The organism is Paenibacillus sp. HB172176 (assembly GCF_011947265.1).
Taxonomy (GTDB): domain Bacteria; phylum Bacillota; class Bacilli; order Paenibacillales; family Paenibacillaceae; genus Pristimantibacillus.
The window spans coordinates 533,448-557,431 of record NZ_JAATHD010000002.1 but is presented as its reverse complement, the minus strand read 5'-3'; the positions used below and the strand labels follow the sequence as shown (position 1 = coordinate 557,431).

Genomic DNA, 23,984 nt, shown 5'->3' with positions numbered 1-23,984 from the left:
GGTGCAAGCAATGGCAAACAGGGAAACGCATGAAGAATGGCTGGCCCGTCTCGAAGCGCAGTCGCGCGAGAAACAGGCCGGCTTTATGAAGCATATAGCGGGCAGACTCGGTCATCCTCTTATGACGGATAAGCCAAAGCATCCATACCGCGGCGCGCCCAACTTCTGGAGAGAGGTTGATTGGACACCGGAGGAGAAGGCGCAACGGTTCACGGACAACTTCCTCGCTGTCGGCGGGCATGTGGAGAGGCTGGGCGGCTGGGATGAGATTACGGATTTTATCGCGGGCAAGGCGTCGGAGATGAGCGCGAAGCGCGTCATTCGTCAGGATGAGCCGGAGCTGGCCGCATTGAGGCTGGAGGAAGCGCTGCCGAATGCCCATATTTCCGTATGGAATTCGGATAGCGATACGGCTTGGAAGGCGGAGGCCGCTCAGGCGGATTTCGGCGTCGTTCAGGCGGATCATGCCGTAGCCTATACGGGCTCGGTTGCCGTGCTGTCCGCGAAGGAGAAGGGACGCTCCGTCAGTCTGCTGCCGACAGTGCTGTTCATTATTATCCCGATTGAGCGTTTGAAAACAAGACTCGGCGAGGTGCTGATTCCATTTGACGAAGCGGGCAGAGAACAACTGCCGGCCGGCATACACTTCATATCCGGACCGAGCCGATCCTCGGATATCGAGAACGACCTGACGATCGGCGTTCACGGCCCCGGCATCGTCTATGCGCTGCTGGTTGGGTGAGAGCGGAGCGCCGCTGCGCCTCTCGTTTTATTCTAACGAAGACTCATAGCGTTAATCTCTTCTTGCCGTCTGTTTCATAGATTTAACGAAGACTCATAACGTTATTGCAGCAAAGTGAGGCATTTTTCCGCTAAATAATGACGAATAAGCATATAGATCTTCGTTAGACCTCCAATCATGCAGGAAAATGGCATATAACGTTATGAGGATTCGTTAGCGTTCCAGCTCTTCATCGAATCTGGAATCTGAACGAACGGATTAACCATAAGCGACGAAAAGGCTGTCCCCAAAGTAATAGGCCCCCTCACGCAGGCAAGGTTTAATCGTTAACCTGTCTACTGTAAGGAGCATATAAACTAAGGACAGCCTGCTTTGTTTGAATCCAATGATTATTAAGGCTTTTCCGCCGTCTTCAAGTACGTTTTCAGAAACTGCAGCGCTTTGTCGGGATTTTTGGCATTGGCCCGAATGCCGACGATCAGGTCGACCTTCTGGACAGGAAGATCGTCCGCCAGCTTCGAGTTCGTCAGATTGACGGCGTACACATGCTCCTCCGGCACATCCTCCGTGCTAAGCTTCATGGCAATATCATCGCTCAAGCCATCCTCTGCCGTCAGCTTGTCGTCCAGGTTCATGAATACTCCTTGCTGCCCGATCCACTGAAACATGCTCTTGTCGACGATGTACAAGTCCGATTTCTCGGAGACCAGGGTCACTACGGCTTTCTGCAAGTAAACGTATTGCTCGGCTTCGTTCTGCGGCACATAGACGATGCTGGATTTCACGCGCTTCCAATCGGGGAATGTTTCCAGAATCGCTTTGTCAATATTGTTGTATTCCTCGACATCTCCTTGATCCTGATCCATGTTGGCGAACAGTCCGTAGAATGAAATCGACACATCGACCGGAGGCAGGCTGGCCAAATATTTCTCATGCTCGCGATGATTCATATAAGCGTTTACACCGTAAATGATAATGGCAATAAGCACAATCGCTCCGAGCGTATGAAATTTGTAATAACGCCAGAAATGGTCGAATTTCTGAGCTTGTCCGGCCATTTTCTTATATTTCCCATATTCCTGTTCGTTGAAGGCGTCCGTAATCTTGCGATCCTCATAGGCAAGAATGAACTTGTACGCTTCATTCACCTTGCTGAATTCGGAACCGCTCTCACTGGATGCTGCGGCTTCATCGTCTTCCTGCTTTGGCTTGGAGCGTTCGCGGCGCAGCAAGAGCGTATACCGCTTCTCGACATCCTCTCTCGACGCGAATTCCGGAAGATCCATCGTTTCATAAGCTTTCTTCAGCTTGCTCAAATCGTCCACTGTTTCACCTCAATTTAGTTATGAAGATCTAGATCAATTCTGTTCCTACTATAAGTATACGGAAATAATCCCCCAACGCAAATTCATTCCACGTCGAAACGATGAACATTTGTCAAAAATTATCGCAAAGACAGCTGTTTTCATTTCCTTCCGGCTGTGCTATAGTACGAATGACAAATTGAAGAAGAAAATCCGGCTTTTCATCGCCGGGAGAGGTTCGCGAACTCCCTCTATAAAAAACTAAAACGAAGCGATTGCCGGGTGATAAAAAAGGGCAACGCTAGTTTTTGTGTTCGGCGCGCAGCGGTTTCCTCGCAGGGAGACTGCTCGCGCCGTTTCTTGTAGCAGCGACCGTTCGGGATTCGACGGTCTTGACGAAAGAAAGAATATGCAATATTCGCGAAGCTCCTCTTCATGAAGAGAGGCGGAATTGAGAATGAAGCAGGATAAAGCGGTCGTCGTGTTCAGCGGCGGCCAAGACAGCACCACTTGCCTGTTCTGGGCTTTGCAGCGGTTTGCCGAGGTTGTGGCGATTACCTTCAATTACGGACAACGCCACAAGCTCGAGCTGGAATGCGCAGCCTCGATCGCGGGCGAACTGGGCGTCAAGCATCATGTGCTCGATATGTCTTTGTTGAACCAATTGGCACCAAACGCCTTGACTCGAGACGATATTGCGATCGAGCAGAAGGACGGCGAGCTCCCCACCACCTTCGTTGACGGGCGCAATTTGCTCTTCCTGAGCTTTGCCGCCGTGCTGGCCAAGGGCATCGGCGCGAAGCATATCGTTACCGGCGTCTGCGAGACGGATTTCAGCGGATATCCGGATTGCCGCGACGTGTTCATCAAATCGCTTAATGTGACGCTTAACCTGTCCATGGATTTCAGCTTCGTGATAGACACGCCGCTTATGTGGCTGAACAAAGCCGAAACCTGGGCGCTTGCGGATGAGCTCGGCGCTTTCGACTTCGTCAGAGAGCGCACGCTCACCTGCTATAACGGCGTAATAGCGGACGGCTGCGGCGAATGCCCGGCTTGCAAGCTGCGCCGCAAGGGACTCCAGGATTACCTGAACGGCGATGCTTCGAGAGGAGCTGAGCGCTGATGCTGCAGCAAATCTATCCTCAAGTGCCGCATGATTATAGTTATGAGCTGAACAAGGATTTTCAATTCGCGGCAGCTCATTTTGTACCTTCCGAGCTTGCGGGCAAATGCAGCAAGGTGCACGGTCATACGTATTTCGCAAATGTGACAATCGGCGGAGACGTGCTCGATGAAACCGGCTTTCTCGTTAATTTCTCGCATATTAAGAAGCTGATTCACGGAAGGTTCGACCATACGCTTCTGAATGATGATGAGGAAAGCTTCGACAATAGCAATTCTGATCTATACCCGACGACAGAGGTTGTTGCACGGACGATTTGCGAGCTTGTTCAGCATTTTCTCGACGGGACGACGAATAAACCGCGTTGTCTTCAGGTATTTCTGCGGGAAACGCCCACCTCCTACTGTGTATACCGTCCGAAGCTTAAGGTGAAGACAAATGACTAGCGCAAGGAAACTGCCTGTGATGGAAATTTTCGGACCAACAGTGCAAGGTGAAGGCAGAGTCATCGGCCGCAAGACGATGTTCGTGCGCACCGCGGGCTGCGATTACAGCTGCTCTTGGTGCGATTCGGCTTTTACCTGGGACGGCAGCGGCAAACAGGATATCAGACTTCTGTCGCCGGCGGAAGTGACCGCAGAGCTGCGTGCGCTCGGTGGAGAGGCCTTCGATCATGTGACGCTGTCAGGAGGCAATCCGGCGCTTCTCCCGCAGCTTGGCGAACTGATCGACCTCTTGCATGACGAAGGGATTAAGGTTGCTTTGGAGACTCAGGGGAGTCGCTGGCAGCCCTGGTTTCTCGAGGTCGACGATTTGACGCTCTCCCCGAAGCCGCCTAGCTCGGGTATGACAACCGACTGGAGCATGCTTGACGGCATTGTGGCGAAGCTCCAGGCTGAAGAACGCCGCTTTTGCCTTAAGATCGTTATTTTCGACGAAGAGGATCTGGCTTATGCGCGGCAAGTTCATGAGCGATACAGAAACGTGCCGTTCTATCTGCAAGCAGGCAATGACAATCTAACCGAAACCCAGCCTGCGAACCTGCTGCCTTATTTGGCCGAGAGATATCTGTGGCTGGTCGAGCAGGCGATGGCGAGCGAAGCGTTCAGAAGCGTGTACGTTCTGCCGCAGCTTCATACGTGGATTTGGGGCAACAAGAAGGGCGTTTAATTTGGAGGAAAGGCGTGAGCTTATACGATGGAAGGAAGAAACAAAGAGGAGCTTGGCGGCATTACTCATCTCGGCAATCAGGGAACAAGCTATAGCTTCGACTACTCGCCGGACTCCCTCGAAGCGTTCGATAACAAGCATCCGGGAAGGGATTATTTCGTCAAATTCAATTGTCCGGAATTCACGAGTCTGTGTCCGATAACGGGACAGCCGGATTTCGCAACGATCTATATTTCTTATATCCCCGATATACGCATGGTGGAGAGCAAGTCGCTCAAGCTGTATCTGTTCAGCTTCCGCAATCACGGCGATTTCCATGAGGATTGCATGAATATCATTATGAATGATCTCATCGCGCTCATGGAGCCGCGTTATATCGAAGTGTGGGGGAAATTCACGCCGCGCGGTGGCATTTCCATCGATCCCTACTGCAATTGGGGGCGTCCCGGAACCAAGTACGAAGCAATGGCCGAGCATCGCCTCATGAATCATGATCTCTATCCGGAGAAGGTCGACAATCGCTAGATGAAGACGGTGCTGATTACCGGCTACCGCGCGCATGAGCTGAACATATTCAATCAGAAGCATCCTGGGATTCCCTTCATCAAGCAGGCGATAGCGAACAAGCTTCTTCCGCTGCTCGAGGAAGGATTGGAATGGGTCATAACGCCAGGCGGGTTTGGCGTCGATCTATGGGCCTGCGAGGCGGCTATCGCGTTTAAGCCGCAGTTTCCCAAGCTTAAGTTGTCCATTCTGACGGCTTTCAGCAACCCGGAGCAAGATTGGAAGGACGACAAGAAGCATTATTACCAGCAATTGCTGAAGGATGTGGATTATTACGCGGCCGTGCACAAGGGGTCCTACTCCAATCCGCGTCAATTCGCCGCAAGAGATAATCTGCTGCTGCGCAAGAGCGACGCGATGATCGTCGTCTACGATGAAGAAGCTTCCGGCAGTCCGAGATTCATGCTCCAGAAAGCTATGCAACGACAGCAGAGAGACGGTTATCCGATTTTTTTCGTTTCTTTTGACGATATTCAAAGCCTGGCCGATGAGTCTGCGGACTTTTGATCGGACTGGCTTTTTTTCATGGAAGCGCGAGATACCCGTTTTTCGCCCTTTTCTTTGGATTGCGTTCACTGAGGGGACAAGTTGACGGACAATGCGATTTCACGCCGCATATAGTATCGCATAGCGGAGTTTAGGAGAGAGGTGGCGAAAATGCCGATTGTATGGGTTTGCTCGACTTGCGGACTGCTCGGCTCTATTGTGACTTTTGCTTTCGGCAGCTGGATGGAGTCGCTCACATTTCTGATGGTGGCCATGGGCGTGGATTATGTAACCGGCGTAGCGGCAGCTCTGAAAATGAAGAAGGGGCTGAGCAGCTCGCTTGGTTCCTGGGGACTGGCCCGCAAGGGGCTCAGCCTGCTAGTGCTGCTGCTGGCGCATCGCATCGATGTGCTGATGGGAACGGGCAGCATGACGCTGGGCGCGGCCATATATTTCTACATTGCCAATGAGCTGATTTCGATTACAGAGAATTACGGCAAGCTTGGTTTGCCGCTGCCGGATCGCGTTCGCGAGATGATCGAGGTGCTCAAGAGTAAGAAGGGGGAGTGAGCCTGCAGATCGCATTCCTTGAGGGGAATCGGGCTTCGGATGAAAGTCATGTTATTTTGCCGGTTGCATAACTCGCCGTTTATTGGCTATAATAAGAACAAGTGTTCTATTCATGTTGTGCGAAATGCCGCATGAGCCAGTATAGCTATAGGCATGGAGGGGTGGCAATGGCAGCTGACAGGGAAGCCGCAGGCGAAGTGCGATTGGCGTGCGCTCCGCCGATTCAGAAGATTCAGACGGAGGAAGAGCTGGCGCTCGTGAAGCAATATGTGCTGCTTGGCATTGTCATGCAGATTCTTGATCATGACATTCGCGTTATAGACAAGTCGGGGATGAAGCTGCCGCGATTGTACGAATCGCTGCTGCGGGGACTGCAGGACAGGGTTTTGCTGGATCTGGCTGATGTCAGACGCAAGTTCCGCCAGATCGGCATCAAGGTTTATGAAGAGAAGCGGGAGAAGGACGGGCTCCGATCGCAATATGTGTGCCGCGGCTACCATCATCATTTTTTCATGGTCTGGAACTTTGTGAAGGCAGAGTCCGAACGTGTTCTGAGGCGATATATGACGGGCTGAGCCTGCTCCATTCAAGATTTGTTCATGCATTGTTCATTGTTTTGTCAAAAAAGCAAAAAAACTTTTCCTTATTCTGTAGTTTAAGGTTGAGAACTTCGGACGATCTTATGTATTATAGGTAATAGACATTATGATCGCAAAGGGGAGCACGTAGCAATGCACAAATGGATTATGTTCGTCGTATTCACAGCAGCGTCCCTGCTGGGCGTTTATCTGCTTACATTCGGATTGCCGGAGAAGCCGGTGGACGAATCGGCCAACTTGCCGGAAGGCACTGTATTGATTAATCTGCAAGCGTCCGCGACCGATTTCTCGTTCGGGCAAGACGAGTTCAAGGTGAAGGTTGGCGACAAGGTATTCATTAAACTGAACAACAAGATTGGCATTCATGGCGCCAAAATTGATGAGCTAGGCGTGGAGCTGAGCGCGGACAATCCGAAATCGGAGGAGCTTGATTTTACGGAGCCGGGCGAATATTTGATCTATTGCGATATTCCTTGCGGACAAGGTCACTCCACGATGAATGCCAAATTGATTGTTGAAGCGGCATAAATGTCATTATAAACGAACAATTTTATGGGAAAAGGAGCCGAGAGGCTCCTTTTTGTTAAGATTCCTGTTATGATAGAAGGACAAGCAAGATACATAGTTCAGGAGGTTATGAAGATGATTACGCATATCGTTTGCTTTAAGCTGAAGGATAGAAGCGCAGAGAGCGTTGCCCGCACGGCAGCGGTTTTGAAGGATATGGAAGGCAAGATTGAACAGCTGAGATATTTGGAGGTTGGGACGGATGTGCTGCATTCCGACCGCTCCTATGATATTGCGCTTATTACCAAATTTGATTCGATGGCTGCGCTGGGCGAATATCAAGTGCATCCGGTTCATAAGAAGGTCATTGCGCATATGGCTGAGGTGAACGAGGCTTCAGTCAGCGTGGATTTCGAGGCTTGAGAGGCGGGTTGACATAAGCTATGGCGGATATGCAGGATGTTTATGAAACATTGACTTATTTGATCGTCATTATTGCAAGCTGCTTTATCATGGCAGCCTGGCTGAAGAGAAAAGCCAAACGCAAGAAGAAAAGCTGAAAGTTGGGTATAAGCGATGTATTATGTGAATCAGGAACAAATCGCCGTTAGACTTGACGTCATACCCGAGCTTGCTGAATTGCTCAGTATGCTCTCGAAGAATTGGAAGGGCGATTCGCTGCAAGGAATGGCGCAAGAACGAGCGCTTCATCTTGCGATTGAGACGGTAACCGATGTAGGCAGCTATCTCATCGACGGCTTTATTATGAGAGATGCGAGCAGCTATGAGGATATTATGGAGATTATTGGCGAGGAAGGCGTCTTTCCGAAGGCTATGCTGCCGGATTTGCTGAAGCTGGTGCAGCTTCGCAAGCCGCTCGTTCAGGATTATTACTCATGGCCGAGGGGGGAGCTTCATTCATTGAGCGTTGCGCTTCCCGAGTTGTTGACCGGCTTCAAGACGGCCGTTGAGGATTACCTGAAGCGAGAGTTGTAACAATGACGGCAGTCGAAATTCGTATCGGAGGTGAGCGGGCATGGCGCAGCGGAATTCGGAGAGAGCAAACAGACTTGATGAGAAGAAAGCATCTGGAACGACGCGGGAGCGCATCCTCCTGCTCCTGAAGACGAAGGGACGAATGAAAGCCGGCGAGCTGTCGCAAGAGCTCGGATTGACCGAGATGGCCGTGCGCAGACATATGTATGAGCTGGAGAAGGCGGGAAGCATCGCAATTATCTCCGTCCGTCAATCGCAAGGGCGGCCCGTTCACGCTTTCGAGCTGACGCGCGCTTCCGAGGAGTTATTCCCGAAGAATTATCACTCGCTTGCGCTTGACCTGCTGTCCGAGCTGGAGGATGATCCGCAAACCGCACCGCTTATCGACCAGATGTTCGAGGGGAGAAAGCGCAAGCTGCAGGAGAGATACGCGCCGAGAATGGCGGGCAAAAGTCTGGAGCAGAGAGTGCAGGAGCTCGCCGCGGTTCAGAACGCCGGAGGGTATATGGCCGAGGTGGAGCAAACCGGCTCCGGGGCATTTGTGCTTAATGAATATAATTGTCCGATTAATGCAGTGGCAGGGAAATATCAGCAAGCCTGCAGCTGCGAGCTGAGTCTGTTCCAGTCTCTGCTTGAGGTTTCGGTCGAGCGGACGGAATGTCTGGCCAAGGGCGGAAGCCGTTGCAGCTATGTAATAACAGATGGAAATAGTGAAGATCAACTTTAGAGTTTGCTGAAGTTGATTTTTTTTGTGTATTTCCCAAAGAAGCAGATTACTTTCAGGATGATATTTTAAGACGTCAACAGTAGTAGTAAAAAGCAAATTAGAAGAGCTAGATTTATAGCTTTCAACGGGTGCTGTTGCTTAATCCGCGAAATATGCTTCAGTCATTTGCGAAACGTCTTGAGTTCTGCGAAAAGTAATAGTTTTAACACTGAAACTTAAAGTGTAATTTATGCTGGAACATTTTGGTTGACAATATTAAAAAAAGGATTTATAATTATAAAAACCCATAAAATAATTTATTTGAGATTGTAATGATTAGTAAACAGGGTTTTGTTGGGAATTAAACTCGAATCTACGAATCTATTTAGAATGGAGGCGATATATAAAAATGTTAGTATAAGGGTTAAGAGAATAAACATAGGAAATTAAATTTGAAAGTTGTGAGGAGGAATCTAAATTATGAAAAAAAAGATTAATAAAGTAATCTTATTGATTGCGGTATTTTTTACGGTTTTTGGAGTTAGCACAGTTTTCGCAGCATATCCAACAGAAATAAAAACCGCGTCTCGACCTGGATTGGTATCTCAATCAGGATATGATCCTATTTCAGGGGGTTGGTCAGATGTCTCTGCAACTACAGTTGATGATACATCAAACAAGAGGCTTTTTTACAGCAATGATCCCGAATTAATACCATACGTTAACGGTACCTTTTATGGTGAAGGAATTATTTTTAACAGTGCATTTCGAAGTGATGGTGGACGTTTTTTTATGCATCATTATAATAATTCGTTGACTCTCGATGTAAAGGTAGCTATTCTAGCTAGAAATGTAGGCAGTAGTTCAGGTTCTATAACTATTGGAAGATATGGTGATGGAAATGGGGCGAATTTGTATAATCCTTTGGATGTTGGTGGAACAGCTGTAAAGCAGTTTTTTAGTAATTCACCATTGAATCAAACATTTTCTAGTATACCGGTTAATGGGTGGGTTACTTTAGCGCAAAAGACAATCGGTGTAAATCAGACAGTCGATCTTAATATGGATTTAAGTTTTAACGGTACGTTTCGACTATATGTTGCTTATGTCACCTCGAGTTCATCATACTCTAGTCCATTAAGTTTTGTACAAGCGAATTATAATTATGCAAGCTCTTATCCTCCATCCCAATCTGGTGGTGTTTCACGTGGTGACTCGCTTTATGCGAGGACAATTAATGTGAACTTCAATCCAGATAACCTTCAGAATGCACGACTTAGAGTTAATTGCTGTGCTCCAAGTCAAACACATCCAAATGATACGATAGTTACAGCTTATGATTATACTTGGAATACATCGAGTCCATTAACTCGACAAATTGTGGGTAATTTTGGATTATTGTATCATTTTAATGTAAATACAGGCACTTGGGCTACAAATAGTAGTACAAAGCAATTATTTGCAGGATTAAATCCGCGAGGTGGATCGTTTTTAGGTGGTGCTTGGGCAACAGCAGATATTCCTGGAGTTACTGGTGGAGTAGCGATACCTCAATTATCTGGAAATTCAGAAACTGGAATTTTGGGGAGATGGGGTTCATATTGGCGAACTGCTAATATTGATTACATTCTTCCAGGAGGAGCGAATGCACCGAATGTTGTTGTATTTACCGGGTTTACTCCGTAATATATTCAAATAATAAAGGAGGATTTAGTCGTGAAGATAAAAAACAAACGACGAGCTTCAATTATGATTGTGGCCATTGTAGGTTTGACAGCCATTATTACATCTGCAAGCACAGTAATGGGCGATCCGTTTCATTCTGCACCTATTCAAGATGAGGGTCATGTGGGACTTACTCTATCGGAACAGGGAGCAATTTCATTACTTCCTAAGTTACCTCCAACAGAGAAACCTCTAGATCCTGAAAAGCAGGCAATGTTAGACAATGAATTTAAGATGCGGGAATTAGCTAAAGACAAGGTTTTATATTTATCAAAAGATGAGAATGATAATGCCTACTGGTCCGTTGAAGCAATAACGGGATTAACATTTGAACTGCAAAATGTTCTGGATGTGCCTCGTAAGGTTGGTCAGATAAAATTCACCGGTTTGGAACAGGTTCGAGTAGACATTAGTTATAATGATGTATCTTTATTGCAGAACGATTTAATTACGGCTTCGCAGTTAATCTTTAAACAAGTACCAGAAATCAATTATATTGAATATTTAGTGTATCGAGTTGATTCTGATTATAATGAATCTAACAGTGAGGGAGCAATTACAACTACGCGATCTGATTTTGCAGAACTTAAAGTTGATCCAACAGATAAAGATGTAGGAAGTGAAGCTTTCAACAAGGTTTTTGATGTAAGCCTGTTTTCAGATATTTCGAACCCGTAACCACAATGGAGGCTAGTTCCTGTACTAAAATAATTTGGAAAAAAGAAAAAACCTAACCTCTTGCGTTAAATGAAGAGGTTAGGTTTTTATCATGAAGCATCTGTGCTCGATAAGGATTCTGAATACGTTGTTTCACAAATCGATTTTTTGTGTCACAGGTCAAGCCCATCTTGCTTATACATATAAGTAGAAGTAGGCATTCGCCCGATTCCGGCATGGGAAGGAGCTCAGAAGGGAGGCGTAGCAGTGACAATGGAATGGAGCGCGACGCTTGCGGCTGTTGCGTTCGCTGTGCTTGTTGCCGGCGTGCTCATTGCACTGCGGGCGCTGCTCGCGAAGCTGGCGCGCATTCAAGCGACGGCGGATCGACTGCAGAATGATTTGCATCACATTTCCGGCGAGGTCAGCTCGCTGCTCCAGCCTGCGGAGCAGAGCATCCGAATCGTGCAGAAGCGGCTGGATGCGACGGAGGGGCTGTTCTCCGCCGTTCGTCAAGCCGGAGATTCGATCGAGCATACCGTATCCGCGGTGGAGAAGGCTGCAAGTATGTTGTCGACATCCGCAGTCAAACATGCCGAGAACATCGCTCGGAAGAAGCAGGGAGAAGCCATCGTGCAATGGACGGAGCTGGGTCTTACCGCATGGCAGCTCTGGAATTCGAGCAGATCGGCAAAGGCGGCAAAGGTGAAATCCTTAGAGCAAGCAGATCCTGAAGCAAACTCTGCGAACCCTGAATCAAGCAGGTAAGACGAAGGCAATCTAAAGGTATGTTCATAATGAAAGGAGCAGTGCAGACATGTCAACGAAAAAAGGAACAAAAGGATTTCTGTTCGGCGCGATCGCCGGGGGAGTTATCGGCTCCATCACCGCGTTACTGCTTGCCCCGAAGGCGGGCAAAGAGTTGCGGGAGGATATATCCGCCGGTGCGCATAAGGTAGGAGACAGCACGCTGAAAACCGCAGGCAAAGTGGGCGAAGCGACGGGACGCTTGGCCAAAGGCATCGGCAGCGGAGCGGTTCAAATTGCGGATCGCACGAAAGAAGCGGCCGAATCGGCAGCCAGATCTATTCGGAATCTGCGAGGAAGACCTACGGGGGAGGGGGAGGTTGCTGCGATTTCGGCGGTTCATGACGGCGTTGAGGAAATAGCTGGGAATGAAGCTTTCTCCGACGGGGGCGAAGAACGTACGGATAGGATTCAATCCGATAATTATTAAGGAATCAATGATTGAAGCGGCGAAGGACGGGATCGCAGCGCAAGCAAGCTTGCGCTGCGACTGTCTCGACGCCGCTTTTTTACGGAGAATTTTGTCGGATTTCGTCGACAATGATGTCGAAGCCAATCTTGATCGTTGTCCCGATATGAGATAAGATGTAGGTACCTTTTTGAATCGGCGTTCATATGCTATGTTGTCTTTGACTATTTATGACACCTGATTCCATCTTGTTTACAGAAAGCGGTGTGTTTGTGCAGCAACCGATAGCGATTCTCGATTCCGGCGTAGGCGGTCTAACTGTAGTGAAGGAAGTCATGCGTCAACTGCCGCGTGAGAAAATTATCTATTTCGGAGATACAGCCCGTACGCCGTATGGACCGCGATCGCCTGAAGAGGTTTTGACCTTTACGAGAGAGATTGTCGATTATTTGATTCAGTTTCATCCCAAAATGATTGTTATCGCATGCAATACGGCAACTGCGGTTGCGCTGACCGATATACGTTCGAGAGTGGCGATTCCCGTCGTCGGCGTCATTAATCCCGGCGCGCGAGCGGCCATTGGCAAGACCATTACCGGCTGCGTCGGCGTGATCGGCACGGAGGGGACGATCAAGAGCGGCGCATACGAAAATGCGTTGCTGGAGTTGTCTCCCCATGTTCAGGTGATTAGCGAGGCCTGTCCGAAGTTCGTGCCGCTTGTGGAGCAAGGCAACTTTCGCTCGAACGAAACGTACAGCGTAGTCCGCGAATCTATCGCGCACTTGAAGCAATATCCGATGGATTGCTTGATATTAGGCTGCACCCATTATCCATTCCTGACCGATACGATTTCCGAGGTCGTCGGCCCCGAGGTAAGCCTGATCAGCTCGGCGGACGAGACGGCGCGCGAGATCAGCACCATTCTTCACGACAAGCGCAAGCTGGCAAGGAATGATCAAGTTCCCGTGCATCAATTTTTCTGCAGCGGAGATCCTCATATTTTCAAGCAAATCGCGCATCAATGGCTTGGCGAGCAAATAGATCTGACTCCTGTTGTCTGGCAGGTGCCCAGAATCAGCTGATCGCGGCAGCAGGGAATAAGCAAACGACGATATTTGGAAGGTGAGAGCGGATTCGACGATGACGAGTCCGCTCTTTGATGCGCCTGTATTCTCTTGCCGAATCGCAAGTCCTTGCCGACCGGCGCAACTAAGACAAACCATGTCCCGCATACGATGAAGAGGAGAATACTTTTGTGCGGAGGTGCATGGCTTATGACTATGGGTACCGTCTACAGCTACGAGCAGATGATGCTCGATTGCGGACAATTATCGCGGAACTATCCCTTTATCGCGCAGCATGTGATCGGCAGAAGCGTTCTGGGCAAACCGATTGTCGCGCTTAGCTGCGGCTGCGGCTCAAGGCAGATTCATATGAACGCGTCGTTCCACGCCAATGAATGGATAACATCGCTGCTGCTGATGCGGTTTGCGTCCGAGCTGTCTCAAGCGTTCATCGACGGCAGCCGCATAGGCGGACAGGATGCCGGACTTCTCTGCAGAGGCGTGACGCTATGGATTGTGCCGATGGTCAATCCCGATGGCGTGGAACTGGCGCAGCGGGGAGCGGATGCGGCTCTGCCTCATTATGAAGAACTGCTGCAATGGAATGGCGGGTTGACGGATTTCAGCGGATGGAAGGCGAACATCCGAGGCATTGATTTGAATGATCAGTTTCCCGCCTACTGGGAGGAAGAATATAAGCGCAGAGGCGTGGAGCGGCCTTCTCCGAGAGATTATCCCGGGCAATATCCGCTCAGCGAGCCCGAAGCGATTGCCATGGCGGAATTTACGGAACGTCTTCGATTTGATGCGGTGCTTGCACTGCATACGCAAGGCAGAGAAATTTATTGGAATTATCGCGACTATGAGCCGAATCATTCCGAGGAGATTGCGCGAAGGCTCGGTTCCGTCAGCGGATATAAGCCCGTGAAGTTGAGCGGGAGCGACGCCGGTTATAAGGATTGGTTCATTCATCGTTATCGGAAGCCCGGCTTTACCGTTGAGGCGGGCTTTGGCGAGAATCCTCTTCCCATGAGCGGATTTGAGCAGATTTATGCGGAGCTGAAGCCGTTGCTGCTGGAATCGCTTCGCATTTGACGAATATGATATACTGAAGGCAGAAGGGTAAGGAAGGCGGGGTTTCTATGAGGAAACTGTTTTCGCTCAGACATTGGAAGCGTACGTTCGTCCTTATTTTCAAGGTTTTGAAGTCGAGGGAGGTAGCCTTGCTGGACAAGCTGATTTTCGCGGTTCCAGTGCTCCTCTACTGGGTGATGCCCGATGCGCTTCCGTTCCTGCCGATAGACGATATAGCGGTTACGATGATTATTGCGGAATGGTTTGCCCGAAGGATGGGCAGGAAGTATAATATAACCTGATGGATTTCAAGGCAGAGTCGAACAGGGGAGTGCTTAAGGAAATGAAGGTCAAAATTTCTCGAAACGCGGCAAAGATGCTATTGTTGGAGTTGAACAAAGAAGAGCACGGCGGCAAGCTGCTTCGCGTTTATATTACGCATTCGCACGGCGATCACGCTCATTACGGAATGGGAATCGATGAACCGGGCGAGAAGGATGTCGTTGTGTCCACGGATAAGGGAATCGACGTTATATTGGAGAAGGACAATGAGTTGCTGGACGGCGTTCGAATCGATTATTTCTACACGCCGGAAGAAGGCTTTGCCGTAACGAATCCGTCCAAGGGGAATCATGGCGATCATTAATCGAGGCGCGAAGGCGCTTGAGCGGAATGGGAAGATGAAAAATGGCTGTTAACGATATTAGAGTGTGCGATAAGTGCAAGCATATGCGTATGAAAACGACAGTGACGAAGATTGAGCAGCTGGCTCCGGATGTCGAGGTGAAGATCGGCTGCAAATCGTACTGCGGACCCTGCGCCAGATATGCCTTCGTCTTCATTAACGGACGATATGTGAAGGGCGCTACGGAGGATGACGCCATCGCCAAGGCAATGACGTATTTGAAAAAATAAAGGCCGCGCCGCGCTTTGCGGAGCGGCCGGCTTGATTTTGCCCGGGCAGCTTGTCTATTGTGAAGATAGACAAGCATGCGGAGAAGCGGGAGGACTGAAGATCATGAAGCAAGGAACTCGATTCTACCTCGCGGGGCTGATCATTGCGATCTTGTTCGTCATCGCAGCGGAATTGATATGGTTGCCTGCGCCGCTTGTGCTCGGCGGAGGCATGGAATGGATTGAGCTGATTGACTGGCTGTTCTACGGCTTGTCCCTTATTCCGATTTGTTGGCTAATCGGCTCTTTCCTGCGATTGTGGAATGGGAAATCATCGATCGCGCTTATTCTTATCAGACTTGCGGTTATGGTTGCATCGATTGCCGCTATTGCTGTGAACTGGTTTGCCGGAAACCGCCTGGAGCTGCTTCTGGAGCTGGTTGCGGCCTCCGGAGCGTTGATGTTCGTCGATCTGATCGTCAGCGAGGCGATTATGCGCAGACGTATGCCGTGGAGAAGCGCGGCGCTGTTTGTTGTCGCCGTCTTGGTATTGTCGGCGCTGGGCGTTCCAACGCATACGCAAGTGACTTATCCGGCGATGACCATGAATCTCAATCGGTACGCGCATGTGGAGAACGGCGCTCCGGGAGGGTTGATCGACGGGGTGCTTGTGTTCGACCGTCCGGCCGTTCTCGCAGACAAGCTGTTCGGCAAGCTGTTCCCGATGTATCGCTTCGAGCCGATTCCCGAGAATGAGCCGCCTTTGTCCGAAGCCTATGCCGAGGTTGTCGCCATGAAGACGAACGCGAACGAAGTCGCGGCCGCCATTGCGATGGAGAAGGCCGGAGTAGGGAAAGGCGCCGTTCCCGACGGCGTGCGAATCACGGCGATCGTGAAGGGAAGCCCCGCCGAATCCCGGCTGCAAGCAGGGGATATTATCGACGGGCTGGATAATCGGAAGATAACAAGCGTTAATGATTTGATTCTTTATTTGACGGAGCAAGTGAAGCCCGGAGATCATGTATCGGTCGCTATACGGAGAAACGGGGAAGAGCTGACTGTCGATATGCCTGCGGCTGCTTCCGAGGATGACCCGAGCCGCGCCGTATTCGGCATCTCCGTGCAGACGGAGGTGAAGCTGGACACGCCGCTAGCGGTCGATTTCCAGCATTATATGGCCCATATCGGCGGTCCGTCGCATGGCGCGATGCTCACGCTTGCGATTATCGATCAGTTGACGCCGGGAGGCGTAACGAAGGGGAAGCATATCGCCGGTACGGGCACGATCGAAGCAGACGGCTCCGTAGGCATGGTGGGCGGCGTGCCTCAGAAGGCGTACGCGGTAGCCAGAACGCATGCGGATGTCTTCTTCGTTCCGATTAAAGCCGAGACGGCGGCCAAGGAGGCGGCTCCAGATCTTAATGTTGTCGGAGTCGGTACCATCGACGATATATTGAATTGGCTGCAGGCCAACTAATTCGGAGCTGTCATACGGAGCGGTCGATACGGCCGCAAGCTTAACTGCAACGACCGTACGATGGCTTGCGAAGAGCCGATACATCATCAACAAAACAAGAGCTGCCTGAGAGTTGTTATAGACTCTGGGGCAGCTCTTTGCATTTGGCCATCTAACCTTCTTCTTTGGAAATTCCGTTCAAGCTGGCCGGATAGTCGCCGGATTTATCGCAGGACAGGTTCCGGGCCTCGCTTTCGATAGTATGTTTTTTGTCTGCCTTGTTATTCGCGCGGCTTCCTTTGGGATCTGCGCTGTTCTTGGGCATGTCGCTCACCTCCGCTTTCAAGCCATAGTATGGGAAGAAGGCTTGAGTTTCATGCGAATGCGAATGCGATTGTAATACGATTGTCGCCAAAGCTTGCAGTCGATTTCACATAGGATGGGAGGCCGAGCTTGCGACTACCGCGCAAAGGGGCTTGCTGCTTCAACGGCATCCGTATGTTCAAATTCTTGAATCAAATCATTCAGGATGACCCGGTCGGACATCATCAGCTCTTCCTCGGCCGCTTCCGACTTCGTCAGACAGCTCGCCTTGCCAAGCGGCTCCCCGCTGCCAACGTCGAAGCATACGCCATTCTCCTTCAGACCGTCAGGCGACGACAGGAAGAACTGCTCGCCGTCGGTCCATGAGCCGTCGCGCAGAACGACCTGCTTCGAAGGCCCTTCCTTCGTATTTTGCGTTAGTAAAGGCTGTCCGAGCATGTAAGTATGTTCCGTAGAGATACCTAGCAGGTAGAGAAGGGTAGGCGACACATCGAGCTGACCGCCAACGTTCGCATAAGGACCTGCGAGCTTGTCTCCGGGCAGATGGATCAGGAACGGCACGCTCTTAACGACCTGTTCCCGTTCTAGCTTGCTGTCAGTGTTCTCCATAAATCGATCATAGAGGCTCCAGTCCGTAATCGAATTATCATGATCGCCGTATAGAACAAGAATCGTGCGCTCCCATAAGCCGTCCGTCTTCAATCTATCCACAAGCTCGCCAAGCGCAGCGTCCGCATAATGCACAGCCTGCAAATAATCGCCCATTAGCGTTCCCTCGAGCTCCTCCACGTTCAATGCTTTCTCCTTCGCCGGCAGCCGGTACGGATGATGGCTGGTCAGCGTGATCAGGAAGGAATGAAAGGGCTCGGGCTGCTGCTCGATGATGTCCAAGGATTGCCGATAGAATGATTTGTCTCCAAGCGACCAGCCCAGACGCTCGTCAATTGTATAATCCTTCATTGAATAGAAGCGGTCGTAGTTCATTCCGGCATACATCATGTTGCGGTTCCAGAAGCCCCCCTGGTAGGGATGGAAGACCGTAGCGGCATAACCGTTGCTCTTCAGAATGCCGGGCAAGCAGTTGAAGCGATTCGATGCGTACTGGAAAAATACGGAGCCGCTCTTCATTGGCTGCAGGGAGCAATTGACGGCGAAATCGGCATCGGAGGTGCGTCCTTGCGCGGTTTGATGATAGAAACGGGAGAAATAGGCGCTATCGTCGATCAAATCGTTCAAAACGGGAGTGATTTCTTCTCCTCCGATGGACTGGCCCAGCATGAAGCTCTGCAAGGATTCAACCTGAACCATGAGGACGTTGCTTCCGGCGAATTCGCCAAACAGCGATTCGGATTCAAGCTTGCTCCGGCTGTTGCCGAGTCTTTCGAACCAAAGCCGGGCTTCGAGCTCTTGCTCGGCGGTTACCCGAGCCGCTCCGAACCAGTTGAGCTTTGCGTACCGATACAGGTCGTAGCCGTGAAAGCCGATTTCTCCGGCGACGTTATAGATGGAGAGATTCCACCAATTTTTCTCGAACAAGCCCTTCGCCCAGGTGTTCGTCGCATGATTCAAATTGGCGAAGAACAAGGCGAATCCAAGAATGCCCGCCGCTAAAGAGGCTGAGATGCGAAGCCAGAATTTGCGCGGGGCGGGCGCTTTCCTGCCTCTCAGTGAGCGCTGAAGCGATTGTCGTCCTTTCCATATTATGAAGATGCCGAAGGGAATTGCGAAGAGCAGATCGGCGAACAGCCAGAAATCATGAACCCGCAGCAGCTCGGCAATGCTTCCTCCTAGCGACTCGAGCTGCTTTAGCTGGAACAGAACGGGAATCGTCAACAGATCCTGAAAGTAACGATAATAGATCGCATCCGCATACATTAAGGCGGACAGAAGCAGATTAAGCCCAATCAACGCGGCGATTCGTCCTCGCAGCGGCAAAAGCAGCGTCCAGAAGGAAAGCAGGAGAATAGCGCTGGTCTCCATGACGGCGTCCGTTCTTGTCATGTCCATATAAGGCACCGACAGCAGCTTGCAGAAGAAGGAAAGCTTGATCAGAATTGCGATCGCGAACACAATCAGGTCGAAGGGAAAAAGCCGGTCCGTCCAGTGGAGGATCCAGCTTAATGCGGTCATTATGCGATTATGCATGTTCGAGCTGCCGCGTTCCTTAAACATGCTTCTTCTCCCGCGGCGGGAGAGGTCCGAAAAATTGATAGAAATCCGTTTGTATTCGGCCGTTGAACAGCTTGCGTTTCTTGTCCGCAGGCCGGCCCATATAATGCTCGACTTGATTGGAGGGCGAGATTGCGAATACGGACCAGGTCGGATAATGCAGTCTCATCAGTCCGAATTGACGCAGCGCCGCCTCGGCTTCCTTGTCGTCGCCGAGACGCTCGCCGTATGGAGGGTTCGTGATGATTACACCGTATTCCCCTTGCGGCCTTGCCTTGGCGACCGGGATGTTGGCCAGCTTGATCTCGCCAGCGAAGCCGGCTCTCTTGATCGCGGTCTCCGCAATCTCAATCGCTTTCGGATCAATGTCCGAGCCGGATATCTGAAGCGGAATATCATCCTTGACCGCATCGTAAGCCTCTTCGCGCGCGGCGTCCCACAGCTCCTTCGACAGGAGCGACCAGCCCTCGCTGGAGAAGCTGCGCCGAAGTCCCGGCGCAATGTTCCAGCCGATCATCGCGGCCTCGACGAGAATGGTGCCCGACCCGCAGAACGGATCGTAGAGAGGTCGTTCCGGCCTCCACCGGCTCAATTGAACCAGCGCGGCGGCCATCGACTCCCTGATTGGAGCGAGAGTGGACACCAGTCGGTAGCCGCGCTTATGCAGGCCTGCTCCCGATGTATCAAGCGTAAGCAGCGCTTCGTCGTTTAGAAGCGACACTTCTATGCCGTATTTGCTGCCGTCCTCGGGGAACCACTCCGTCCCGTAGCGCTCCTTCATCTTCTCGACGACAGCCTTTTTCACGATGCTCTGGCAAGCCGGCACGCTCGAGAGCAGCGACTTGTGGGAGCGCCCGTCGACGGGGAACTCGCCGTCAGCCGGAATCCACTCCGGCCACTCCAGCGCCTTGACGCCTTCGAAGAGCTCTTCGAAGGTCGTGGCTTTGAATTTTCCCATATGAATGAGAATCCGTCCCGCGGTACGGAGCCATAGATTGGTTCGGGCGATGTCGGCGAGACCGCCCTTGAAATTGACGCGGCTGTTCTCCACTTGCAGATCGTTGTAGCCCAGTTCCTTCAGCTCGCGCGCCACCACGGATTCGAGACCCATCGGCGCCGTCGCGATCAAATGCAATTCCTTCATCTTGCACACTCATTTCTGTTGAATTAACATTAAGTATAGGACAACTGGGGCGATATTTACAAATTTCATTCAAACCATTTTTATGAGGAGCGGAGATTGTATGATAAGCAATGAACAATACGTGGATTCCTTGTACGCCTCGGATGAGAAACTCGATAGGGTAATCAAGGGACTGGAGAGGCACGACATGCCGCAAATATCAATTGCAGAGGGCTACGGCAGACTGCTGACGCTGCTTGTTCGAATGTCGGGGGCGAGCAGGCTTCTGGAAATCGGAGCGCTTGGCGGCTACAGCGGCATTTGTCTCGCGAGGGGTTTGCGTCAAGGCGGAAGACTGCTTTCTCTGGAGCTGCTGCAGCCGTATGCGGAGGTGGCGAAACAGCATGTAACGGAGGCTGGATTCGGCGATTATGTCGATTATCTCGTCGGAGACGCCAAGGAAAGCTTGGCCAAGCTGAAGGAAGAAGGAAGAAGGTTCGACTTCTTCTTCGTCGATGCGGACAAGGAGGGTTATCCCGTCTATCTGGACTACGCCTTGCAGTTGGCGGAGCCTGGTGCGATCATCGTCGCCGACAATATTCTGCTTCGGGGCAGAACGACCGACGTGAATAAGCAAGGCCCGTCCGTACTTGCAGTTCGCTCCTTCAACGAACGAATCGCTACCGACGACAGGCTGGAGAGCACGATTCTGCCGGGCTATGACGGCCTTGCGATTGCCAGAGTGAAGGGCTGATCGGCGCATGATACGCGTCAAAAAAGAAAACAGGCTGGGGACGTTCGAAAATGAACGCTCTCAGCCTGTTTTTCTTGAAATCGGTTTTTGACGCCGCAGCAGCGTAAACCAGACCCAAAAGCCGTTCAGCAGCATGAGCGCCGCCGACAGATAGAACAGGCCGCTAATGCCGATCCAGGCAGAGAGCGCGCCTCCGGTAATCGGTCCGATCATATTGCCGAGGCTCATGGTCGAGGTGTTGAAGCTGTAGGCGCGACTCTCCATGCCGTCCGGCGTATATTGGCGAATCAGCGCGTTGACGGCCGGAATCAAGCCGCCCAGGAACATGCCGAGCCCAAAACGAGCAAGAAGAAGATGCCAGACCGAATCGGCTAGCGCCTGCGGAATGAAGGCGATGGCCGCCCCGATGACGGATACCGCGAGAATGCGTTCCGCGCCGATCCGATCGCCGAGTTTGCCGAGAATCGGAGAGGCGACGAGATTGGACAAGCCGGTTACGGAGCCGACGAAGCCGGCGTAGAAGGCGATGTCGTCCGCCGATCCGTGCAATTGCTGCACATAGAGCGGCAGCAGCGTCATCGGACTCATGTTGGCGAACTGAATCAGGAACGAGACGCCGTACAGCGACATCAGCTGTGGAATGCGGCTGATGATCTTGAAGCCTTCAATAACGGAGCTTTGCACGCGCGCGGCAGCTTTCTTCGCGTCAAAATTTTCCTTCACGACGAACAAAGCGAGCAAGGAAGCGCAGAATAGCAGCGAACCGGTAATGTAGAAGATGGGACGATAGCCGACGGCATCCGCAAGCAGACCTCCGATGAACGGTCCGAGAATGGTCCCGGCAATGGCGCCGGACTGAATCGAGCCCATTGCGAAGCCCATGCGCTCCTTCGGAGTAGATGCGGAGATAAGCGCGATAGAAGCCGGATTGAAGCCGGAAATCGTGCCGTTCAGCATACGAAGCGCGAGCAGGTGCCAGGGGCTGGTCGCAAAGCCCATCATGACCATGACGAGCGCCATACCGAACCCCGAGCGCAGGAGCATCAGCTTGCGGCCGTACCGGTCGGCGAGCTTGCCCCAGATCGGCTGGAAGATAAAGGCCGTTACGAAATTGCCGGCAAATATGATGCCGGCCCATACGCCTATCTCATGCGGATCGCTCAGACCAAGCTCGAATTGCAGATATAGCGACAAAAAGGGGATGATCATCGTCATCCCGGCCATCACGAGAAATTGTCCGGCCCATAGCACGATTAAATTCTTTTTCCACTGTTCCATTAGCTTCGTGTCTCTTTTCTGTGTCTGTTAACAAAATGTTTATAGGTAAATAGTAGTGATAAAAATTGTCATTATCAATGTTAAAATATGGAGAAGAAATTGTTGGGAGCACAATCGAGTTTGGATAAACGTTTTCACGCTGGTAGAACTATTTACTCATATTTAATACTTTAGTCTCATAATAGTATTTTGAAATAGATAATAAGAACTAATAGAAACGACTTTATAGTGATATATACTCCGGATTATGTTACTATAGCTTATAATACGCGATAAGTTTGTCGAAAAATGTCTCCTGATGAGAGGTTGTCTGTAAAGATGAACAAAGTAATTCTAGTCTTGACTTGTTTCCTGTTTATAGGCATAGGAGCTTGCCGCGATACTAAGAATGAAACTATATCAACACCGAATGAATCGCCTGTTCAACATTTCGGAATTCAATTAAATATGGAAACTAATCATAAACAGGCATATACCTTTGTGAGTCAGAAAATGATTGGGAAATATGGTATTTATACAAATTTCACAGACACTGGACAAAACGGAGCTGCGGCATCGGGACATGAAGTGTTAAGTGAATCAGCAGGATTATTAATGCAATACGACATTTTGATGGATAACCGCGAACGTTTCAATCAGGAATGGATGAAGACGAGAAGTTATTTAAACACGGAATCGGGATTTAGCTATCGTTACAGTCCCCAAAATGAAAAGCGTTATACAATGAATGCAGCAGTTGATGATCTTAGAATTATCCGTTCTCTGTATGAGGCGGGAATTGCATTTGATGATCCTGCTTTGACGCGAGAAGCTAACCAGTACGGAAAGAGGTTTGCCAAGTATAACATCCGGGGCAACCATCTATACGATTTCTACGATGAGACATATAAAGAGACCAATGATTTTATTACTTTGTGTTACATCGATCTAAAGACTATAAATATGTTGTCTGTTCCAATAAATGAAAGAGCTGCTCTCAATAAAAACCTGCTCTCAATTTTAGAAGAAGGGTATTTGTCGGATGATTTTCCCTTCTATATGACACGCTTCGATTACAGTACAGGTCAGTATGTAGCTGAGTCTATTCACACGATTGAATCATTGTTGACAATTCTGCATCTCGCCGAGGTGAATCAACAGGAACAGTCAAGTATTACGTTCATAAAGAATAAAGTTGCCGAAGGGTCTTTATTTGGGCAGTATACTATTGACGGCGAGCCTCTTAACGAGATACAATCCACTGCTATTTACGCACTGACAGCTATAATTGGTTCACAGATTGGAGATATCTCTTTATATGAAGAGAGTATAAGTCAAATGGAAAAATATCAGGTTCATGAGGAAAAAAGTATATTATATGGTGCTTTTGGAGATCCGCAATCATTGAAAGCCTACTCTTTTGACAACTTAATGGCTTTACTGGCATTCGCATATTAATTCTTTTATTAATTTCTAGTGCAAATGTCAAGGAAGGGAGAAG

Annotated in this window: 29 protein-coding genes and 1 riboswitch; of the genes, 24 read left to right on the top strand and 5 right to left on the bottom strand. The window is 50.2% G+C overall.

All coding sequences use genetic code 11. The features are described from left to right. The first annotated feature begins 10 nt into the window (after positions 1-10). Positions 11-742 (top strand): LutC/YkgG family protein, encoded by a 732-nt coding sequence (locus tag HFP08_RS05100; protein WP_168119399.1) that lies wholly within the window; start codon positions 11-13, stop codon positions 740-742. 392 nt (positions 743-1,134) lie between these two features. Here the strand turns inward: HFP08_RS05100 and HFP08_RS05095 are convergent, their stop codons facing one another. Continuing rightward, entirely contained in the window at positions 1,135-2,067 is a 933-nt protein-coding gene (locus HFP08_RS05095; protein WP_168119398.1) for a J domain-containing protein, read from the bottom strand. A gap of 206 nt (positions 2,068-2,273) precedes the next feature. After that, positions 2,274-2,317: riboswitch (PreQ1 riboswitch) on the top strand. Between the two features lie 186 nt (positions 2,318-2,503). Between HFP08_RS05095 and queC the strand changes: the two genes are divergently transcribed. The 21 genes from queC (at position 2,504) to HFP08_RS04990 (ending at position 16,877) form a co-directional block, all read left to right on the top strand. Beyond that, on the top strand, positions 2,504-3,172 hold the full coding sequence (queC, locus tag HFP08_RS05090) for a 7-cyano-7-deazaguanine synthase QueC (protein ID WP_168119397.1): 669 nt from the start codon (positions 2,504-2,506) through the stop codon (positions 3,170-3,172). After that, positions 3,172-3,618: a 6-carboxytetrahydropterin synthase gene (locus HFP08_RS05085; RefSeq protein ID WP_168119396.1), complete on the top strand. Its 447-nt coding sequence runs from the start codon at positions 3,172-3,174 to the stop codon at positions 3,616-3,618. The genes queC and HFP08_RS05085 overlap by 1 nt, the downstream gene beginning before the upstream one ends. Positions 3,619-3,637: 19 nt before the next feature. Beyond that, positions 3,638-4,342, top strand: coding sequence for a 7-carboxy-7-deazaguanine synthase QueE (queE, locus tag HFP08_RS05080; RefSeq protein ID WP_481856536.1), 705 nt, complete (start codon positions 3,638-3,640; stop codon positions 4,340-4,342). 27 nt (positions 4,343-4,369) lie between these two features. Continuing rightward, entirely contained in the window at positions 4,370-4,867 is a 498-nt protein-coding gene (gene queF / locus HFP08_RS05075) for a preQ(1) synthase (RefSeq protein WP_168119394.1), read from the top strand. Further along, positions 4,868-5,413, top strand: coding sequence for an SLOG family protein (locus HFP08_RS05070; protein ID WP_168119393.1), 546 nt, complete (start codon positions 4,868-4,870; stop codon positions 5,411-5,413). It abuts the gene before it with no gap. Positions 5,414-5,563: 150 nt separating this feature from the next. Continuing rightward, positions 5,564-5,962: a phage holin family protein gene (locus HFP08_RS05065; RefSeq protein WP_168119392.1), complete on the top strand. Its 399-nt coding sequence runs from the start codon at positions 5,564-5,566 to the stop codon at positions 5,960-5,962. Positions 5,963-6,129: 167 nt separating this feature from the next. Then, the gene (locus HFP08_RS05060) at positions 6,130-6,537 is read left to right on the top strand and encodes a YhjD family protein (protein WP_240941086.1); all 408 of its coding nucleotides are present in this window, start codon (positions 6,130-6,132) and stop codon (positions 6,535-6,537) included. Positions 6,538-6,693: 156 nt separating this feature from the next. Further along, entirely contained in the window at positions 6,694-7,089 is a 396-nt protein-coding gene (locus tag HFP08_RS05055; protein ID WP_168119391.1) for a cupredoxin domain-containing protein, read from the top strand. 114 nt (positions 7,090-7,203) lie between these two features. Beyond that, complete coding sequence (locus tag HFP08_RS05050) at positions 7,204-7,491, top strand: Dabb family protein (RefSeq protein WP_168119390.1); 288 nt, start codon at positions 7,204-7,206, stop codon at positions 7,489-7,491. A gap of 153 nt (positions 7,492-7,644) precedes the next feature. Then, complete coding sequence (locus HFP08_RS05045; protein ID WP_168119389.1) at positions 7,645-8,064, top strand: DUF86 domain-containing protein; 420 nt, start codon at positions 7,645-7,647, stop codon at positions 8,062-8,064. A 40-nt stretch (positions 8,065-8,104) separates the two neighbouring features. After that, on the top strand, positions 8,105-8,791 hold the full coding sequence (locus HFP08_RS05040; RefSeq protein WP_168119388.1) for a helix-turn-helix transcriptional regulator: 687 nt from the start codon (positions 8,105-8,107) through the stop codon (positions 8,789-8,791). 459 nt (positions 8,792-9,250) lie between these two features. Continuing rightward, positions 9,251-10,456 (top strand): hypothetical protein, encoded by a 1,206-nt coding sequence (locus HFP08_RS05035; protein WP_168119387.1) that lies wholly within the window; start codon positions 9,251-9,253, stop codon positions 10,454-10,456. A 30-nt stretch (positions 10,457-10,486) separates the two neighbouring features. After that, positions 10,487-11,173 carry a hypothetical protein gene (locus tag HFP08_RS05030; RefSeq protein WP_168119386.1) on the top strand — a complete coding sequence of 229 codons (687 nt, stop codon included), beginning with the start codon at positions 10,487-10,489 and terminating at the stop codon, positions 11,171-11,173. A 252-nt stretch (positions 11,174-11,425) separates the two neighbouring features. Beyond that, positions 11,426-11,920 carry a DUF948 domain-containing protein gene (locus HFP08_RS05025; RefSeq protein WP_240941099.1) on the top strand — a complete coding sequence of 165 codons (495 nt, stop codon included), beginning with the start codon at positions 11,426-11,428 and terminating at the stop codon, positions 11,918-11,920. Positions 11,921-11,969: 49 nt separating this feature from the next. After that, positions 11,970-12,389 carry a YtxH domain-containing protein gene (locus HFP08_RS05020; protein ID WP_168119384.1) on the top strand — a complete coding sequence of 140 codons (420 nt, stop codon included), beginning with the start codon at positions 11,970-11,972 and terminating at the stop codon, positions 12,387-12,389. A gap of 245 nt (positions 12,390-12,634) precedes the next feature. Further along, a complete protein-coding gene (gene racE / locus HFP08_RS05015; protein WP_168119383.1) occupies positions 12,635-13,450 on the top strand; it encodes a glutamate racemase in 816 nt (271 codons plus the stop codon). Positions 13,451-13,642: 192 nt separating this feature from the next. Further along, complete coding sequence (locus tag HFP08_RS05010) at positions 13,643-14,527, top strand: M14 family metallopeptidase (RefSeq protein ID WP_240941085.1); 885 nt, start codon at positions 13,643-13,645, stop codon at positions 14,525-14,527. Between the two features lie 47 nt (positions 14,528-14,574). Further along, a complete protein-coding gene (locus HFP08_RS05005) occupies positions 14,575-14,808 on the top strand; it encodes a hypothetical protein (RefSeq protein WP_168119382.1) in 234 nt (77 codons plus the stop codon). A 41-nt stretch (positions 14,809-14,849) separates the two neighbouring features. Next, entirely contained in the window at positions 14,850-15,152 is a 303-nt protein-coding gene (locus HFP08_RS05000; protein ID WP_168119381.1) for an iron-sulfur cluster assembly accessory protein, read from the top strand. Positions 15,153-15,193: 41 nt separating this feature from the next. Then, entirely contained in the window at positions 15,194-15,421 is a 228-nt protein-coding gene (locus HFP08_RS04995; protein WP_168119380.1) for a YuzB family protein, read from the top strand. Positions 15,422-15,524: 103 nt separating this feature from the next. Continuing rightward, the gene (locus HFP08_RS04990; RefSeq protein ID WP_168119379.1) at positions 15,525-16,877 is read left to right on the top strand and encodes a PDZ domain-containing protein; all 1,353 of its coding nucleotides are present in this window, start codon (positions 15,525-15,527) and stop codon (positions 16,875-16,877) included. Positions 16,878-17,028: 151 nt separating this feature from the next. Here HFP08_RS04990 and HFP08_RS04985 read toward each other — a convergent pair whose 3' ends face one another. The 3 genes from HFP08_RS04985 to HFP08_RS04975 all read right to left on the bottom strand — a co-directional run bounded on the left by HFP08_RS04985 (position 17,029) and on the right by HFP08_RS04975 (position 20,493). Then, a complete protein-coding gene (locus HFP08_RS04985) occupies positions 17,029-17,181 on the bottom strand; it encodes a hypothetical protein (RefSeq protein ID WP_168119378.1) in 153 nt (50 codons plus the stop codon). 134 nt (positions 17,182-17,315) lie between these two features. Further along, positions 17,316-19,352 carry an LTA synthase family protein gene (locus tag HFP08_RS04980; protein ID WP_168119377.1) on the bottom strand — a complete coding sequence of 679 codons (2,037 nt, stop codon included), beginning with the start codon at positions 19,350-19,352 and terminating at the stop codon, positions 17,316-17,318. Next, positions 19,345-20,493, bottom strand: a complete 1,149-nt coding sequence (locus tag HFP08_RS04975) for a THUMP domain-containing class I SAM-dependent RNA methyltransferase (RefSeq protein ID WP_168119376.1) — start codon at positions 20,491-20,493, stop codon at positions 19,345-19,347. Before HFP08_RS04975 ends, HFP08_RS04980 begins: the two co-directional genes overlap by 8 nt. A gap of 100 nt (positions 20,494-20,593) precedes the next feature. Between HFP08_RS04975 and HFP08_RS04970 the strand changes: the two genes are divergently transcribed. Then, entirely contained in the window at positions 20,594-21,226 is a 633-nt protein-coding gene (locus HFP08_RS04970; protein WP_168119375.1) for an O-methyltransferase, read from the top strand. A 60-nt stretch (positions 21,227-21,286) separates the two neighbouring features. On the opposite strand, the gene HFP08_RS04965 is transcribed toward HFP08_RS04970, so the two are convergent. After that, complete coding sequence (locus HFP08_RS04965; protein WP_168119374.1) at positions 21,287-22,504, bottom strand: MFS transporter; 1,218 nt, start codon at positions 22,502-22,504, stop codon at positions 21,287-21,289. Positions 22,505-22,822: 318 nt separating this feature from the next. Between HFP08_RS04965 and HFP08_RS04960 the strand changes: the two genes are divergently transcribed. Further along, on the top strand, positions 22,823-23,941 hold the full coding sequence (locus HFP08_RS04960) for a hypothetical protein (protein WP_168119373.1): 1,119 nt from the start codon (positions 22,823-22,825) through the stop codon (positions 23,939-23,941). The last annotated feature ends 43 nt before the right edge of the window (positions 23,942-23,984 follow it).